Below are 16520 nucleotides of genomic sequence, written 5' to 3' on the forward strand. Positions count from 1 at the left end.
AAATCAAGACGGACAACCATGTTTCAAAATTACCTGAAAATCGCCTGGCGCAGTCTGCGGAAAAACCGTGGGTTCAGTTTTATCAACATCCTGGGGCTGGCGGTCGGGATGGCCGTGGCGACGCTGATCGGCCTGTGGGTGTGGGACGAACTGACTTTCGATCGGTTTTACGAAAACGAAGCCAATCTGTACCGAATCATGCAGAACCGGACGGCCAACGGCGCAACCACGACCCAGGCCAATGCAGCCTTGCCGCTGCGGGATGTTTTACGGACGGAAATGCCGGAAATCAAACGGGTGGTGGAAAGCTTGCCGTCGAGGATGCAGAGCGAAACGGCCTTGCAGGTCGGCGAACGGAAAGTGCTGCGGAAAGCGCAGAATGTCGGTGAGGAATTTCTGGCGATGTTTCGGTTGCCGATGCGGTCCGGTGACTGGAAGTCGGCCCTGCGCGACCCGAATTCGGTGGTGTTGACCGAGGAGACGGCCCGGGCGCTTTTTGACGAAGCCGATCCGGTTGGAAAAACGGTGCGGCTCGACAACCAGTTTGATCTGAAAGTGAGTGGCGTTCTGAAAAAACTACCGGCCAACACCGCCTGGGATTTTGATTTTCTGGTTCCTTTCCGGCACCTCGAACTGAATCTGCCCTGGGTGCAGACCGCCCGGACCGACTGGAACAACAACCTAATCGATTATCTGGTTGAACTGCACCCAAACGCCAGTCGGGCCGCAGTCGACGCCAAACTGAAAGGCATCATCAAGCGCCACAATCCGGAATCGATCTTCGAAGCGTTTCTGCACCCGGTGGCCCAATGGCATCTGTACGGCGAATTTCAGAACGGGCACAATACCGGCGGCTTCATCCGGTATGTGCGGCTTTTTGGCTTCGTGGGGCTGGCGGTCCTGCTGATTGCCTGCATCAATTTCATGAATCTGGCCACGGCCCGTTCCGAAAAACGCGCTAGGGAAGTGGGCGTACGGAAATCGGTGGGCTCGTTCCGGTCGCAGCTCATTGGGCAGTTTCTGAGCGAATCGCTGCTGGTGGCCGGGCTGGCGTTTGGGCTGTCCCTGGTGCTGGTGCTGCTCCTGCTGCCGGTCTTCAACGGGATTACGCAAAAACAACTCACCTTCCCGTGGTCCAAACCCGGTTTCTGGCTGCTGGCATTGAGCTTTACCTTCATCACAGGTCTTCTGGCGGGCAGCTATCCGGCTTTTTACCTGTCCGGGTTCAATGCCGTGCGGGTGCTGAAGGGCCGTGTTCACGCGGGTCGGACGGTCAACTGGCCGCGCAAAGTGCTGGTGGTGGTACAGTTTACGGCTTGCATTGCGTTTATCATCAGCGCTATTCTGGTTTACCAGCAAATTCAGTACGCAAAAAACCGTCCGATGGGTTATGATTCGGATCGGCTGCTGACGGTTTCGCTGAACGCCGATTTACAGCGGAATTACGAAGCCGTGCGGAATGCACTGCTTGGGTCAGGGGCGGTCGAAAGCGTTACCAAAGCGTCGAGCCCGGCCACGACCATTTCGAGCGATACGCGGGTGGACTGGTCCGGCAAAGCGCCCGACGAAATCATGCGGCTCAACCTGATCTCGGCTTCGCCGGAGTACCTGGCAACGATGGGCATCAAGCTCAAACGTGGGCGCAATTTCAGCCCTACCGGTGCCGATTCGTTGTCGGTGATTCTGAACGAAGCGGCCGTGCGGGCCATGCGGCTGAAAGAACCGCTGAATCAGGAAATGAGCCTGGTTTGGGACCCCGGCCGCAAGCTGCGCGTGGTGGGTGTGGTTGAAAACTCGATCATCGATTCGCCTTACCTGCCCGTTCATCCGCTCATGCTGCTGACGGGTCTTCCGTATGAGGAATACCTCATCTTCCGGCTGACCGCTCACGTCGGCACCGCCGAAGCCCTGTCGCGGATTGAACCGATTTTTCAAAAATTCAATCCGGCGTATCCGTTTGATTATCAGTTCGTCAATGATGAGTATAGCCGAAAGTTCGGGCAAGAGGAGCTACTTGGAAAACTTGCGGGCGTCTTTGCCATGCTGGCGGTTTTCATTGCCTGTCTGGGGCTGTTTGGGCTGGCGGCATCGCTGGCCGAGCAGCGAACCAAAGAGATTGGCATCCGGAAGGTATTGGGCGCCAGCGTGGTCAGTTTGTGGAGCTTGCTTTCCCGCGAGTTTGTCGGCCTGGTGGTGGTGGCCTGTGTGTTGGCATCGCCCCTGGCGGCCTATTTCCTGAACGACTGGCTTCAGCAATTCGACTACCGAATCAGTCTGCATTGGTGGGTGTTCGCGCTGGCGGGTGGGCTGGCCGTTGTCATTGCCTTGTTGACGGTTTCGTTCCAAAGCATCCGGGCCGCCCTGCTCAATCCGGTGACCTCGCTGCGGTCGGAATAAAGGACGTAGAGACGGAGAATAATGAGCGAAAAGTCGGGGCGTAAACGCTTCATTATTACCTCATAAAGTTTAACTTTACACTATCCTGAACCTGATAACGGATTGGCTATGATCACGTGGTGTTTGATAGGAGGAATGATGGGGCTGTTGATCATGCAAACCGCCAGCGGCCAGCCGAAATCAACGACGGTAAACGGGTTGAAAGGAGAGTATTTCGACGGAACCAACTACCAGCGGAAGGTCCTCACCCGGATGGATTCGCAAATCGATTTCGACTGGGAGTGGCGGTCAACGCCGGGGCCGGGAATCGGGCACTCCTTCTACTCCGTCCGTTGGACCGGAAAACTGTACGCACCCACAACCGGCGTCTACAGATTTACCGCGACGGTCGACGACGGTATTCGGCTTTGGGTGGGCGGTAAAATGGTCATGGATGTCTGGCGTCTGAACGACTCAAGAACGTTCCAGGGCGAAATTAGCCTGAAAGCGGGGCAGTATTACGACTTCCGGGTCGATTATTTCAACGATGTGCACGGGGGCAGCATCCGGCTATTCTGGGTACCGCCCAAACAGACCACCTATACGGTTCTTTCCAGTAACTTTTTATTCCGGCCCAACTACCAGCCACCCAAACCCGTCGTGGCCAAAGCGACTCCGAAGCCCGTTGCGGAGAAACCCAAACCCCGGCCCGTTATTGTCGCCCGGAGCCCGTTGGGGGCCGCAGCGGTTGCGGACAAAACACCGGCTGTGACTGCCAGTCTTCCGGCGCCGGTTATCACTCCAGAACGGTTTGAGGGCTTGAAAACGGGGGATAAGCTGGTGCTGAAGGAGGTGTTTTTCGAACAGAGCGAATACCGTCTGCTGCCCGAATCGTACGCGGAACTGAACCAGCTGGTCCGGGCCATGACCGGCAACTCTGCCCTCCAGATTGAGATCGGTGGGCACACCGATAACGTGGGTGACCCGCGGCTGAATCTGGCCTTATCCGAAAACCGCGCGAAGGTTATAGCTTCCTACCTGACCCAGAACGGTATTGCCAGCCAGCGGCTCGAAACCCGGGGGTACGGCGGCACCCGGCCCGTAGCCGACAATTCAACCGAAGCGGGCCGGTCGAAAAACCGCCGGGTTGAGTTTGTGGTGAAGTGAAGGGCTGAAACAGCCGTTGTCCGCAGGTGTCCGCAGAACCGTCCGTTTGCGGACAGTTTATTTCTTTGACTTTCGGTTAAGATATTGGTAATTAGAAGCTTGTTATTTCTGGTATACCGTTTGGGATACGGAGGGAAAGGATTCTTTACCCTTCTTAACCATGCTGCAAAACTACATCAAAATTGCCTGGCGGAGTTTACTGAAAAACAAGCTTTTCTCCTTTATCAATATTTTTGGGCTGGCCCTGGGCATGTCGTGCAGCCTGCTCATCGGGCTCTGGGTCAAAGACGAACTGAGTTACGACCGATTTCTGCCCCAAATAGAAGACGTGTTCTTCGTACGGCTGAACAGCACGTACGAGGGTACAACGTACACCGGAACGCTGACGCCGGGGCCGCTGGCGGAAGTAATCAAACGCGAGGTGCCGGAGGTGGTGTACGCTACGAAAGTGCAGTTTCCGGAGGAAATCCTGATCAAAGTGGGCGATAAGTCAACCAAGGAACGAGGGTTTTACGCTACCAAAGACTTTTTTCAGGTCTTCGATTTTCCCACGCTGGCTGGCAGTCCTCTTATGGCGCATTCCAGACGGGATCAGATCATCATCACCCGCAACGTAGCAGAGAAGTATTTCGGGACCGCCAACGCCGTTGGCAAGCGGCTGCAATTCAACAACGCAACGTACTACACCGTGGGGGCGGTGCTGGAAAACATTCCCGGTAACTCGACCTTTCAGTTTGACTGGATCATCAATTACGATGTCGTTGACGAGACCTGGAAAAATAAGTGGGGAAACAACTCCTTCATGACCTACGTCCGGCTGAACAAGCAGGTGGAACCGGCAAAAGCCGAGGTCAACATGAAAACTATTTACCGCCGGAATACCGACTGGAAGGAGTTTCCCGTGCCGGTTCTCCAGCCGATGAAAGATGTGTATCTGTACGCGGAATACGAAAATGGAAAAGCCGTTGGCGGTAAGATCGAGTACGTCCGGATTTTTACGCTGGTGGCTGTTTTTATCCTGCTGATTGCCTGCGTCAATTTCATGAACCTGGCCACGGCCCGCTCGGCCATGCGGGCCAAGGAGGTGGGCGTCCGGAAAGTGGTCGGCGCGATGCGTACTTCGCTGATCGGGCAGTTTATGAGCGAGTCGGTGATGACGAGTCTGCTGGCGGTTTTTCTGGCGCTGGCCATCGTGGCGCTGGTGCTGCCGGTTTTCAATACGGTTTTTTCGAAGCAACTCAGCCTGAACCTGACGGACCCGGTATTCTGGCTCGGAACGGTGGTACTGGTGGTCATTACCGGCTTTATTTCGGGGAGCTATCCGGCGCTGTTTCTGTCGTCGCTGCAACCGATCCGGATTTTGAAAGGAACCCTGAAGTTTGGCGCGGGCGCAACCTGGTTTCGCCGGACACTGGTGGTATTTCAATTTACGCTCTCCATTTTCCTGATCATCGGGATACTGGCGGTGGCGCACCAGATGGACTATATCCGCACTAAAAATTTAGGAATCGACCGCGAAAACGTCCTGTATGTTCCGCTGGAAAGCGAAACCTACAACCGCATGGAGGTTTTCCGGCAGGAATTGATCCGAACCCCGTCCATTTCGTCTGCTTCGGTAACAATGAGTTTACCCATGAACATTCAGGCTACGTCGGGCGACCTGACCTGGACCGGTAAAAAACCGAACGTGCACTACCAGGATGTTTCGACCATGTCGGTGGGTTACGATTTTCTCAAAACCATGAACATCAAGCTGGTGGACGGCCGGGATTTTTCGAGCGCCCGCAAAGCCGATTCCGCATCGTACATCATCAACGAAGCTGCGGCCAAACTCATGGGAATGAAAAATCCCGTTGGGCAGCAAGTGGGTTACTGGATGGGCAAGGGGCCGATCATCGGCGTCATGAAAGACTTTCACCTGCAATCGCTGCACAGCCCCATCACCCCCCTGGTGCTGACCCTGATTCCCATGAATACGAGTTACTTGCTCATCCGCACGGAAAAAGGCAAAACCACCGAAGCCATCAGTGAGTTGGAACGGATCACCAGGCAATTCAACCCGAATTATCCGTTTGAATACCATTTTCTGGACGAAGCTTACGAGCGGATGTACCGCAGCGAACAGCAGGTTAATACGCTCATCAATTACTTCGGAACGCTGGCCATCTTCATCTCCTGCCTGGGTCTGTTCGGCCTGGCGGCTTTCACGGCCGAGCAACGGAAAAAAGAAATTGGCGTTCGGAAAGTGCTGGGCGCGTCGGTGGGCAGCCTGGTGGCGCTGACCTCCCGCGATTTCCTGAAGCTTGTGCTGGTGGCGCTCCTGCTGGCGTCTCCGTTCGCTCAGTGGGCCGTCACCAAGTGGCTGAGTACGTTCGAATACCGCGTCGAATTATCCTGGACGCTTTTCGCAATGGCGGGCGTTCTGGCGGTGCTTATTGCCTTCCTGACGGTGAGCTACCAGTCCATCAAAGCTGCGCTGGCCAATCCGGTAACTTCCCTGCGGTCGGAATAAAGAATGAAGCGTGATGAGTTAAAAATGCGCCCCCGCCAACTCATCACGCTTGACTCTTCCTTCATAACTCAAACAACAATGCTAAAAAATTATCTTCTCACGGCGGTCCGCGCGTTTCGGCGCAACTGGAATTACTCCCTGATCAACGTCATCGGTCTGACGCTCAGCCTGGCGTGTTGCCTGCTGCTGTTTGTGGTAATTCGGTATGAACTGAGCTTCGACCGGCACCACGCCAACGCCGACCGAACGTACCGACTATACCGGCATTTTACGAAACCGGAAGACGGCTATAATGTGGGCATTCCGCTGCCGGTGCTGTCCGCCCTGCGGACGGATTTCCCGGCCTTGAAGCAGCAATTGACCTTTATTCACGATGTCCGAAGCCCGATGGTGGCGGCCGAAGATGTTCGCTCAAAGGGCAATCGGCGCCGGTTTCAGGAAGAGAACGGAACGGTTGCTTTCGCCGAACCGGAGTTGTTTCGGGTATTTGATTACGACTGGGTCAACGGCGATCCGGCAACGGCTTTAAACCGGCCGGGTACGGTGGTGCTGTCGGAAGCGCTGGCGCACAAATATTTTGGCGAGTCCGACCCGATGGGCCGGTCGCTGCGGGTCAACAACAAGATGGATTTTCTGGTCACCGGGGTGGTGAAGAATCCGCCGGTAACGTCCAGTATTCCGTTCCAGGCGTTGCTTTCCTTTTCGTCCCTGAAACAATTTGGGGCCAACACCAACTGGGACGACTGGGGTTCTTCCTACAGTGGTGCTCAGCTTTACCTGACGTTGCCCGAAACGACCTCCAAAACCGCAATGGAGCAGCAGTTGGTGCCTTTTTTGCGAAAATACCTGAACGAAGAGCAAGCCCGCGATCAACGGTATGAATTACAACCGCTGACGGCAATTCATTACGCGACGGAAATGGCGAGCTTCAACGAGCGGACCATTGGCAAGGAGATGATTTGGGCGATGGCGCTGATCGGCCTGTTTCTGCTGGTGACGGCCTGCGTCAATTTCGTCAATCTGGCGACGGCCCAAGCCATCCGGCGGTCGAAGGAAGTGGGCGTCCGGAAAGTGCTGGGCAGTTCGCGGATGCAGTTGGTGCGGCAGTTTCTGGGCGAAACCGGCTTTCTGACGGGCCTGGCGGTAGTGCTGGCCCTGCTGATCGCCCATTTCTCGCTGTCGTCGGTGGCTCAACTGCTCGCGATCAAGCTAACCATTTCTTTGTTCAACGATCCGGTGGTGCTGGGCTTTCTGGCGGTGCTGGCCGTGTTGACCACGGTGCTGGCGGGTTTCTATCCGGCGCTCGTGTTGTCGGGCTACCAGCCGGTGCTGGCGCTGAAAGGCAAAATTCGGGGCACCGGCAGCGGGCAGTTGACGCTCCGCCGAAGCCTGATTGTTCTGCAGTTTACCATTTCGCAGACGCTGATCATTGGTACCGTGATTGTCTACAACCAGATGGATTACTTCCGGAACGCCGATCTGGGCTTCCGCAAGGAGGCCGTCGTCATGATTCCAATTCCCGAGAAAAACCCGGGCCAGCTTGAATCGCTGCGGGCCAAACTGACGGGATTATCCGGTGTAGGCGCCATGAGTTTCGGTATTTCTTCGCCCTCCGCCCGCGGCAACTGGTGGACCGGCTTCCAGTACGAAAACCGCGAGAAAGAAGAAGATTATTCGGTGGTGATGCGTCCCGCCGATACGTCCTACATCCGGACATTCGGACTGAAACTAATTGCGGGCCGGGTCAACTTACCGGCGGACACCATGCGCGAAGCCGTGGTCAACGAGCGGTTTATCGCCAAACTCGGCCTTCGGCAACCCAGCGAAATTCTAAACAAGACCATTCTGCTGAACGGTCGGCGCTTGCCGATTGTGGGGGTGGTCAAAGACTTCAATACGTTTTCGCTGCACCAGCAAACCGAACCCTGCATCCTGACCACGCACCGCGACGCGTACGGAAACTTGGGCGTTCAGATCTCGGGTAATTCGGGGCAGGTGAAGCAGACGCTGACGGCCGTTGGAGCGGCCTGGTCGGAAACCTTCCCGGATTTTCTGTTCAAGTACGAATACCTCGACAAAACCATTGCCAACTTCTATGCGGACGAAGAACGGCTGTATTCGCTGTTCCGGCTGCTGGCGGGGATTGCCATTTTCATCGGCTGTCTGGGTTTGTACGGGGTGGTGGCCTTCATGGCCGAGTCGCGCACGAAGGAGGTCGGCATCCGGAAGGCGCTGGGCGCTTCGACTTCGCATATTTTCGGGTTGTTCTCGCTGCAATTCCTGAAGCTGGTGTTTGTGGCGCTGCTGCTGGCGGCACCCATCGCCTGGTATTTTACCGACAAATGGTTGCAGGATTTCGCCTACAAAGTAGACATTCAGTGGTGGATGTTTGCGGTGGCCGGGTTGCTGGCGGGCGCCATTGCGTTGGTGACGGTAAGTTTCCAAAGCATCCGGGCGGCCCTGATGAACCCGGTAAAGAGTTTACGGACGGAATAATAGGAGAACATACCGCAAAGACTTATGCTTCAAAACTACCTCAAAACGACCTGGCGCGGCCTGCTCCGAAACCGGAATTATGCGCTCATCAATCTCACCGGCCTAACGTTGGGATTGGGTGTCGCCGTTGTGTTGTTCTGGATTGTCCGGTTTGAGTATAGTTTTGATCGGTACCACACGAAGGCCGACCGGATGTACCGGATCATTTCAAAGAACCGCTACGGCGAGCAGAGTACGTACGTTCCGCAGGGCGTCGTCAAGGCGCTGAAAGAGCAGGTTCCGGGGGTGGAGGATGCGGCCAATGTCTACGGTACGGAGTCCAGCGGCTTGCGGGTTGGGCCGACTATCTTTGACGTAAAGAACGTCTTTTTTTCGCCCCCGCAGTTTCTCGAAATGATTGATGTGGAGTGGGTCGCCGGATCGGCCCGGTCTTCGCTGGACCAGCCCGGTCAGGTGGTGATCGACGAGCCCACGGCCCGGCGGTTTTTCAAGACCGGCGATGCGATGGGTAAAACCATCCGGCTGAATAACCAGATCGACCTGGTGGTGTCGGGGATTATTCGCAAAATGCCCGTCAATACCGAATTTCAGTTTCAGGTAGTGGCTTCCCGCGAAACCCTGAAACGCATCCGGCAGGAGTTCAACAACGAAGAATACTGGGGTGGGGGCGACTCGATGCACCACGGCTATGTGGTCCTGCAACCGGGAGCTTCGGCGGCTGCCGTCGAAACGGCGTTGGCGAAGCTGGCCCGGCAACGCAAGGACGACGCGGCTGCAACGGGCTTTCGTTTGCTGCCGCTTTCGGACGTTCATCGCAACACGGAAAGCGATCCCGACCCCTTCAATTACGTGATTGCGCAGTGGATGCTCAATACCCTGACCGTTATCGGTTTGTTTCTGGTGCTGCTGGCCTGCATCAACTTTGTTAATCTGGCTACGGTGCAGGCCGTTCAGCGGAGCCGCGAAATTGCCGTTCGGAAAGTACTGGGCAGTAGTCGGAAGCAACTGATGGCCAGGTTTTTCGGTGAGACGGCTTTGCTGGTGTTTGTCGCTGTCGGGTTCGGTGGTTTGCTGGCTACGCAGTTAATCCGGTATGCCGACCAGTGGCTGAATACACAGGTTGCGCAGTCGGCGGTTTGGGACGGGAATATCGTGGTGTTTCTCCTGATTCTGGGGGTTGTCGTAACGGTGCTGGCGGGCTTCTACCCGGCCCTGATCTTGTCCGGTTTTCAGCCCGTAAAGGTGTTGCGGGGGCGGTTTGCCCTGGTGCGGCCCCGGGGTGTTTCGTTACGGTCGTCGCTGGTGGTCGCGCAGTTTGTGATTGCGCAGGTGCTGGTGATCTGCACCCTGATCGGCAGCAAGCAAATTCGGTATTTTTACGAAACCGATCTGGGTTTCGACAAAAAAGCCGTCGTGACGGTCGATGTGCCGGATTGGGGGAAAGGTGTTCTGCGGGAACGGTTCCGGCGGCAATTGCTTCAGCATCCGGAGATAAACGACGTGGCCTTTGCGCTGACCACGCCGTCGAGCAACCACAATTGGTGGTGGCGAACCGTTCACCACCCCAACCTGCCCAACGGCATGAGCGAATTTCGGATGCAATATGTCGATACGAATTACTTCCGTTTTTTCAAAATTCCGCTGGTGGCCGGTCGGTCGTGGACCCGCGCCGATACCAATACCGTTGCGGTAATCAACGAGAAAGCCGCCCGGGATTTTGGCTACCAGAATCCGGAAAAAGCCCTGGGGGAGCGGATCAATCTGGGCGATAACCAGCTGTTTACGGTCATGGGTGTCGTGAAGGATTATCATTCGCAAAGCCTGCGGTCGTCCATTGTGCCGCACGTCTTTCTCTACGCCGACTGGAATTTTCAGCAGGCCAGCATCCGCATTGATCTGCGGCAGCAGCCCCTGGCTTTGCGGCACATTGAAGAGGACTGGAGAGCGATTTTCCCGAACCATTATTTTGAGAGTCGATTTCTGGATCAGGACATTCGGGCTTTCTACGACGACGAACGCAAAATCACCAACTTCCTGACGCTCTTTGCCGCCGTCGGCATTCTGATCGGTTGCCTGGGTTTGTTTGGGCTGGTGTCGTTTGTCGTTACGCAGCGAACCCGGGAAATCGGTGTCCGCAAGGTGCTGGGAGCAACCGTTACCAGCATCGTTTCGCTCTTGTCGAAAGACTTCCTCAAACTGGTTCTGATTGCCTTTGTCATTGCCGCGCCGATTGGCTGGTACGCCATGCACCGCTTCCTGCAGGAGTACACGTACAGGATTGAGATCGACGGGTGGATTTTTGCGTTAGCCGGCGGTCTGGCCGGACTGGTTGCCCTGCTGACGGTTTCGGTGCAGTCGGTAAAAGCCGCCCTGACGAACCCGGTGAACTCCCTCCGTTCGGAGTGATTAATGAACGTACTCACTACTCATCATCCGCTACTCACCTTTTATCTTCCGACCCCATGTTAAAGAATTACCTCAAAATTGCCTGGCGCAACCTGCTGCGCAACCGGGTTTTTTCGGCCATCAACATCATTGGACTGGCGGTCGGCATGGCGGCTTGTATCCTGATTATGCTGTTCGTAACGTACGAAAACAGCTTTGACGGCATTCACCAAAAGAACATCTACCGGCTCGATGAAGTCCAGAAGTTTCCGGGCATGGTCGCCCCGCAGAACGTGGCGCTGTCGATGTTTCCGATGGGTCCTACGCTCGTCAAGGAATACCCGGAAATTCGCAGTTTTGTGCGGGTCAGGCCATTCGAAAAGGCTCCGCTGACGTATGGAAATAAAAAGATTATAGTGCCCCAGATGTTGTGGGCGGATTCGTCTTTTTTACAGCTCTTTGATTACAAATTAATCAAGGGGGATAAAGCGAGCATTTTGAAGAATCCGGGCAGCGTAGTGCTGACGGAGGAGAGGGCCAGGGCTTTCTTTGGAAACGATGATCCCATCGGGAAAACGCTGGTGGTCTATGATTCGGATACCACCCATTTTAAAGTAACCGGTGTGCTCGAGAATACACCGAAGAATTCGCATCTACAGTTCGACGGTTTGTTCTCGTTTAATACGTTTGCCAAAGCCGATTTTATGAACAATTGGGGCGGCAACTGGCTGGTAACTTATCTGGAACTGGCGGACAATGCGGACGTTGCCTCGCTGGAGAAAAAATTTCCGGCTTTCCTGAAAAAACACATCAAAAACGAAGGCTGGAAATTCTATGAATTATTCCTTCAGCCGCTGCGCGATGTGCACGCCAATTCCACGAATATCACCCACGACTACCTTAATTTTCACAAATTTGACCGCACGTATACGTACATCTTCTCGGTGATTGCGCTGATCGTACTGCTGATTGCCTGCATTAATTTCATGAACCTTTCCACGGCCAAATCGGCTGGGCGGGCGAAGGAAGTCGGGATTCGGAAATCAGTCGGGGCCGAGCGAACGCAGTTGTCGTTTCAGTTTATTGGAGAGTCTATTCTGCTGTCGTTTATTTCCCTGTTTTTTGCGCTGGTGCTGGTTAAATTATTTCTGCCCTACGTAAACGATTTGAGCCAGCGTAGCCTGGAATTATCCTTGTTTAGTAATCCCTTGCTGTTGCTTTTATTTTTCGCTTTCGCGGTTGGTATCGGCATCCTTTCGGGTATTTATCCGGCCTTTTTTCTTTCTTCTTTTCAGCCGGTTAAAGTATTAAAAGGCGTGCTGGAAGCCGGTCGAGCCAAAGGCTCTTTTCGAAATGTACTGGTGATTGGTCAATTTACCGGCGCGGTATTTCTGATCATTGCAACGGCGTTTGTCGTCAAACAGCTGCAATATATGCAGCAGCAGGATCCGGGCTTTACCCGCGAACAGGTAATGGTTATTCCGCTGAATGCACTGACCAACCCGAAGTACGACGCCCTCAAACAGGAACTGCTGAACAGTCCGCTGATCACGGCCGTGACGGGGTCGCAGCAGCGCCTGGGAAATAATCTGCATCAGACTGGCGTACGGTTTCACGGCGACGGTCCGGTGCGCGAAATGGCTACTTCCCAGGTCATTGTGGACCCCGACTACCTGACGCTTTATAAGATTCCGATTCTTTACGGACGGAATTTTACCAAAGACAGCCAAACCGACAACGGAAAAGCCTACATCATTAACGAAACGCTGGCGAAAGAACTGCTGAAAGACCAGCCCAAAGCCACCATGCAATCGCTGATCGGGCGGAACTTCGGCTTCGGCGGACTGGATGCGCTGGGCCGGATTGTGGGAATCGCGAAAGACTTCAATTTTAATTCGCTCCACCATAAAATTGAAACGCTCTGTATTTTCAATCAGAAGGATTGGGGTTACAGCGAGCTTTCGGTGCGCATCAACGGGAAGAGCGCTCCGGCGGCTGTTGCGCACGTACAGTCCGTCTGGAAAAAAATCGCGCCCGACCAGCCGTTTGACTACACGTTTCTGGATGAGCACTTTGCCGAACTCTACCGGGCCGACGGGCAGGTGAGCGAAATCGTGGGCATTCTGGCTTCGCTGGCGATCCTGATTTCCTGCCTGGGCCTGTTTGGTCTGGCGTCGTTTTCCGCCGAACGCCGGGTTAAGGAGATCGGGATTCGGAAGGTGCTGGGCGCTTCGGTGGGCGGCATTGTGGCCCTGCTTTCCCGCGATTTTCTGAAGCTGGTGCTGGCCGCCATCCTGATTGCGTCGCCGATTGCCTGGTATGCGATTCACACCTGGTTGCAGGATTTTGCCTACCGGATCACCATCGACTGGTGGGTGTTTGCGCTGGCGGGTGCGCTGGCCATTCTGATTGCCCTGCTGACGGTTTCCTACCAGTCGATCCGGGCGGCTTTGACCAACCCGGTAAAATCGCTTCGTTCGGAATAAGTGTGGGGGCACCCAACTTTTTCAACAACAGGCTATTTTTCCAAAACAGCAACCGCTTTTACTTTCCGGAAAAAAGCTCAATACCGTCTTCGAACGAAGGAACGGCCGTGCCCATGTGTTCCAGTTGTTTGTAGGCTTTATAACGAACTCGTACGGCGTCGGTCTTTTGAAGGCTTCGAATCAGGTCGGAGAAGGTGTCGGGCGAGTATTCGGCCATTTCCAGCTCGCCCGTGGTTAAAAAGAGTTTACAGTTTTTACGGGCTGAATTGGACACAGAAGCGGTCTCAAACTGTTTCAAAAGATACGTGTCGTGATACCACAGGGAAGGGCTGGCGGCCACCAGCTGATCAAAAACGGGCGTGCCCGTCAGGTTTTTATATAAAGCAAACAACGCGAAATACCCCCCGAACGAATGGCCCATCAGAGTTCGGTGGGTCGTATCTACCCGGTATCGTTTCTCGATCTCGGGTAGCAATTCGTTGGTAATGAAGCTGTAAAACCGTTCGCCCCCTCCGCTAACCGCAAAGCTATCGGCGGGTAAAGCCGTCGGGTAGGTGTAGTCCCGAACCCGGAGCGAATCCATCTGGTAAGCATCCCGGTAGCCGATTCCCACTAGGATGGGTTCGGTCTTTCGTTTTTTCTTTCTGGTAACTCGCCGGAGTGAAGAACGGATATGGTCAAAATAAGCGTTTCCGTCGAGATGATACAGTACAGGAAACCGTTTGGCGGGGTTTTGATTGTAGTCGGACGGCAACTGGACAAAAATGGAGAACGTGTCGTTGACCATTCTGGAGTGATAGCTGAACTCAGGTCTGGCTTCCTGATCGTCGGCGTCTTCGGGAGTCGATTGATCCACTAAGGCGGTTACGTAAATACAGTAATGATGCGGTGGCGTATTCCAGCGGCCGAGGCTATTTTTCCGGTAAAAACTGCGGGAAGCACCACCAAGCTTCACTTCATAAGCGATCGGTGTGGACGGTGGTGAATCGGCTTCCGGAATAAACTCGATAGCCGCCAGAAAATTCCCCTTTAAGAAGATACGGTACGCTTTCAGATCAAACGTTAACCAGCCTTCCTTGATTGGATGGCGCTGAATGATACTTTTTTCGATAACTCGTTCACCGGGCTGGTCGCCATCCATGCGGTAGAAATTGATTCGAAAACTGGCGCTATCCTTTCTGTTTGCATTCAAGTGCAGGTTGATCGAAGTGACTTGCGCGGGAGCATCGCCCAGTTTAATCAGCTGCCCAATCTCAAAAATGTCTTTTTGCGAAAACATTCCATCGGTAAAGTGTAAGAGGAGGTTGCGTTTTTTAATACCGAATTTCTTCTCAATGGGCTTTTTCGCCGTGATTTTTACTTCATCCAGAGTCGATATGCGTTCGGTCAGTTCAACCGTCACGGATGAATTGGTCGTTAGATGATTGATGGAAATGCGTTTTTCCGAGTAGCCAACGAGTGAAAAAGTGAGTGTGTCGCTCAGGTGGTCGTTTGGAAGCTGCAGGGAAAACGTGCCGTCGGCCCGGGAAACCGTTCCTATGTTTTTCTTCTGAATACCGATGTTGACGTAAGCAAGCGGTTTTGCCGTGGACGAATCAACGATACGGCCTCTGATGAGGGATTGGGACTGACCGGTTATACCCGATCCTAAAAAGGCTACGGTGAATGCGATCGACCAGTAGTGCAGCCGAAAATCAAACCGTTTTGCCGTTTGGATGAGCCGGGAGGGAAGATTTGTAAACCAAGTCATGCCCAAAAGTAAGCGCGTTGCCCAACACCTACGAACCAATTAATATTTTTTAACAATTGGTCCTGAGCGCATCTGGAAGGCCAAAAGGAGCTAAAGAAGGATGGCACGGATTAAAAAGGAGCTATAAACCGTGCGCCAGGAGTATTTTGCTTCCCGCCAATCCTTTCATCGGCATCACCTCCGTTCAAGACAATGAAGCCGAATTCCCGCAGAACCTTCCTTCAGAAAAGCACTTCTTTGGCCGCCCTGACCATCGGCGGGATCAACGGTGTTCAGGGCCGTGCCGCTTCGCCGGCCGCCGACCCAAGTCTGGACCGTAAGAAATCGGCCGAACTCGCGAAGGATGCGGGTATGCAGCTCTGCGAGGCTTATTTCTGGGGAATGGAAGAACAGAAAATTGCCCTGACGAAGCAGCTGGACGTGTTTGGGGCGGTGGGCGGCATCAACCCCGGTATGGTCAGCCTGAAAGACATCAAACCCTGGGAACTGAAAGCTGTACAGGCGGTGAAGGCAGCCTGGGATAACGTCGGACTGAAGCTGCGGGTTATTGAAGGTCCCCCGGCGCTGGGTGAAAAAACAAAGCTGGGTCTGCCGGGCCGGGATGAGGAAATTGCCAACTTCATCACCCTGATGAAGAATCTGACGCAGGTCGGAATTGATACGATTTGCTACAACTGGATGCCGGTTATTGGCTGGTACCGCACCCAGAACGACAAACCCGGCCGGGGCGGAGCGCTGGTGACGGCTTTTGATTACGAAGCCATCAAAAACCTGCCGCCGACTCAATACGGCGAGGTGTCGAAAGAAACGCTCTGGAAAAACCTGGAATACTTTCTGAAAGCCGTGGTTCCGGAAGCTGAGAAAGTCGGCATGAAGCTGGCGATGCACCCGGACGATCCGCAGGTGGACAGCATTCGGGGCATTGCCCGCATCATGAATACCGTCGATTCCTTCAAGCGCCTGCTGGAAATCCAGCCCAGCCCGAGCAACGGCATCACCATGTGTCAGGGAAATTTTGCCCTGATGGGCAACGATGATATTCCGAGCCTCATTGAATACTTCGGCAAACGGAAAAAAATCCATTTCGTCCATTTTCGCAACGTGCGGGGCGGCAAGTTTGCCTTCGAGGAAACCTTCCACGACGAGGGCATCATCGACATGTACCAGACCATGAAAGCCTACTATGAAATTGGTTTTAAAGGCCCCATCCGGCCCGACCACGTACCGACGATGGCGGGTGACAGCAACCAGCATCCCGGTTACAGCACCATCGGGACCTTATACGCGCTGGGCTACATGCGGGGGCTGATGGAAGCCGTCAGCAAGCGCAGGGTTTGATCGGAGATCA

General features: G+C 54.4%; 8 protein-coding genes. 7 read left to right on the forward strand and 1 reads right to left on the reverse strand.

Translation table 11 applies throughout. From position 1 onward, the window contains the following. Positions 1–18: 18 nt before the first annotated feature. The 6 genes from OQ371_RS13360 to OQ371_RS13385 all read left to right on the forward strand — a co-directional run bounded on the left by OQ371_RS13360 (position 19) and on the right by OQ371_RS13385 (position 13422). Positions 19–2397 carry an ABC transporter permease gene (locus tag OQ371_RS13360; RefSeq protein WP_265988437.1) on the forward strand — a complete coding sequence of 793 codons (2379 nt, stop codon included), beginning with the start codon at positions 19–21 and terminating at the stop codon, positions 2395–2397. A 108-nt stretch (positions 2398–2505) separates the two neighbouring features. Then, complete coding sequence (locus OQ371_RS13365) at positions 2506–3543, forward strand: OmpA family protein (protein ID WP_265988438.1); 1038 nt, start codon at positions 2506–2508, stop codon at positions 3541–3543. 160 nt (positions 3544–3703) lie between these two features. After that, complete coding sequence (locus tag OQ371_RS13370; protein WP_265988439.1) at positions 3704–6055, forward strand: ABC transporter permease; 2352 nt, start codon at positions 3704–3706, stop codon at positions 6053–6055. A gap of 78 nt (positions 6056–6133) precedes the next feature. Beyond that, positions 6134–8551: an ABC transporter permease gene (locus OQ371_RS13375; protein WP_265988440.1), complete on the forward strand. Its 2418-nt coding sequence runs from the start codon at positions 6134–6136 to the stop codon at positions 8549–8551. Positions 8552–8575: 24 nt separating this feature from the next. After that, a complete protein-coding gene (locus OQ371_RS13380; protein ID WP_265988441.1) occupies positions 8576–10957 on the forward strand; it encodes an ABC transporter permease in 2382 nt (793 codons plus the stop codon). 56 nt (positions 10958–11013) lie between these two features. Beyond that, on the forward strand, positions 11014–13422 hold the full coding sequence (locus OQ371_RS13385) for an ABC transporter permease (RefSeq protein WP_265988442.1): 2409 nt from the start codon (positions 11014–11016) through the stop codon (positions 13420–13422). Positions 13423–13480: 58 nt separating this feature from the next. Here the strand turns inward: OQ371_RS13385 and OQ371_RS13390 are convergent, their stop codons facing one another. After that, complete coding sequence (locus OQ371_RS13390) at positions 13481–15172, reverse strand: alpha/beta hydrolase-fold protein (RefSeq protein ID WP_265988443.1); 1692 nt, start codon at positions 15170–15172, stop codon at positions 13481–13483. A gap of 192 nt (positions 15173–15364) precedes the next feature. On the opposite strand from OQ371_RS13390, the gene OQ371_RS13395 reads away from it, so the two are divergent. Then, complete coding sequence (locus OQ371_RS13395) at positions 15365–16510, forward strand: mannonate dehydratase (RefSeq protein ID WP_265988444.1); 1146 nt, start codon at positions 15365–15367, stop codon at positions 16508–16510. Positions 16511–16520: the final 10 nt, after the last annotated feature.

The organism is Larkinella insperata (assembly GCF_026248825.1).
In the GTDB taxonomy this organism is placed as follows: Bacteria; Bacteroidota; Bacteroidia; order Cytophagales; family Spirosomataceae; genus Larkinella; species Larkinella insperata.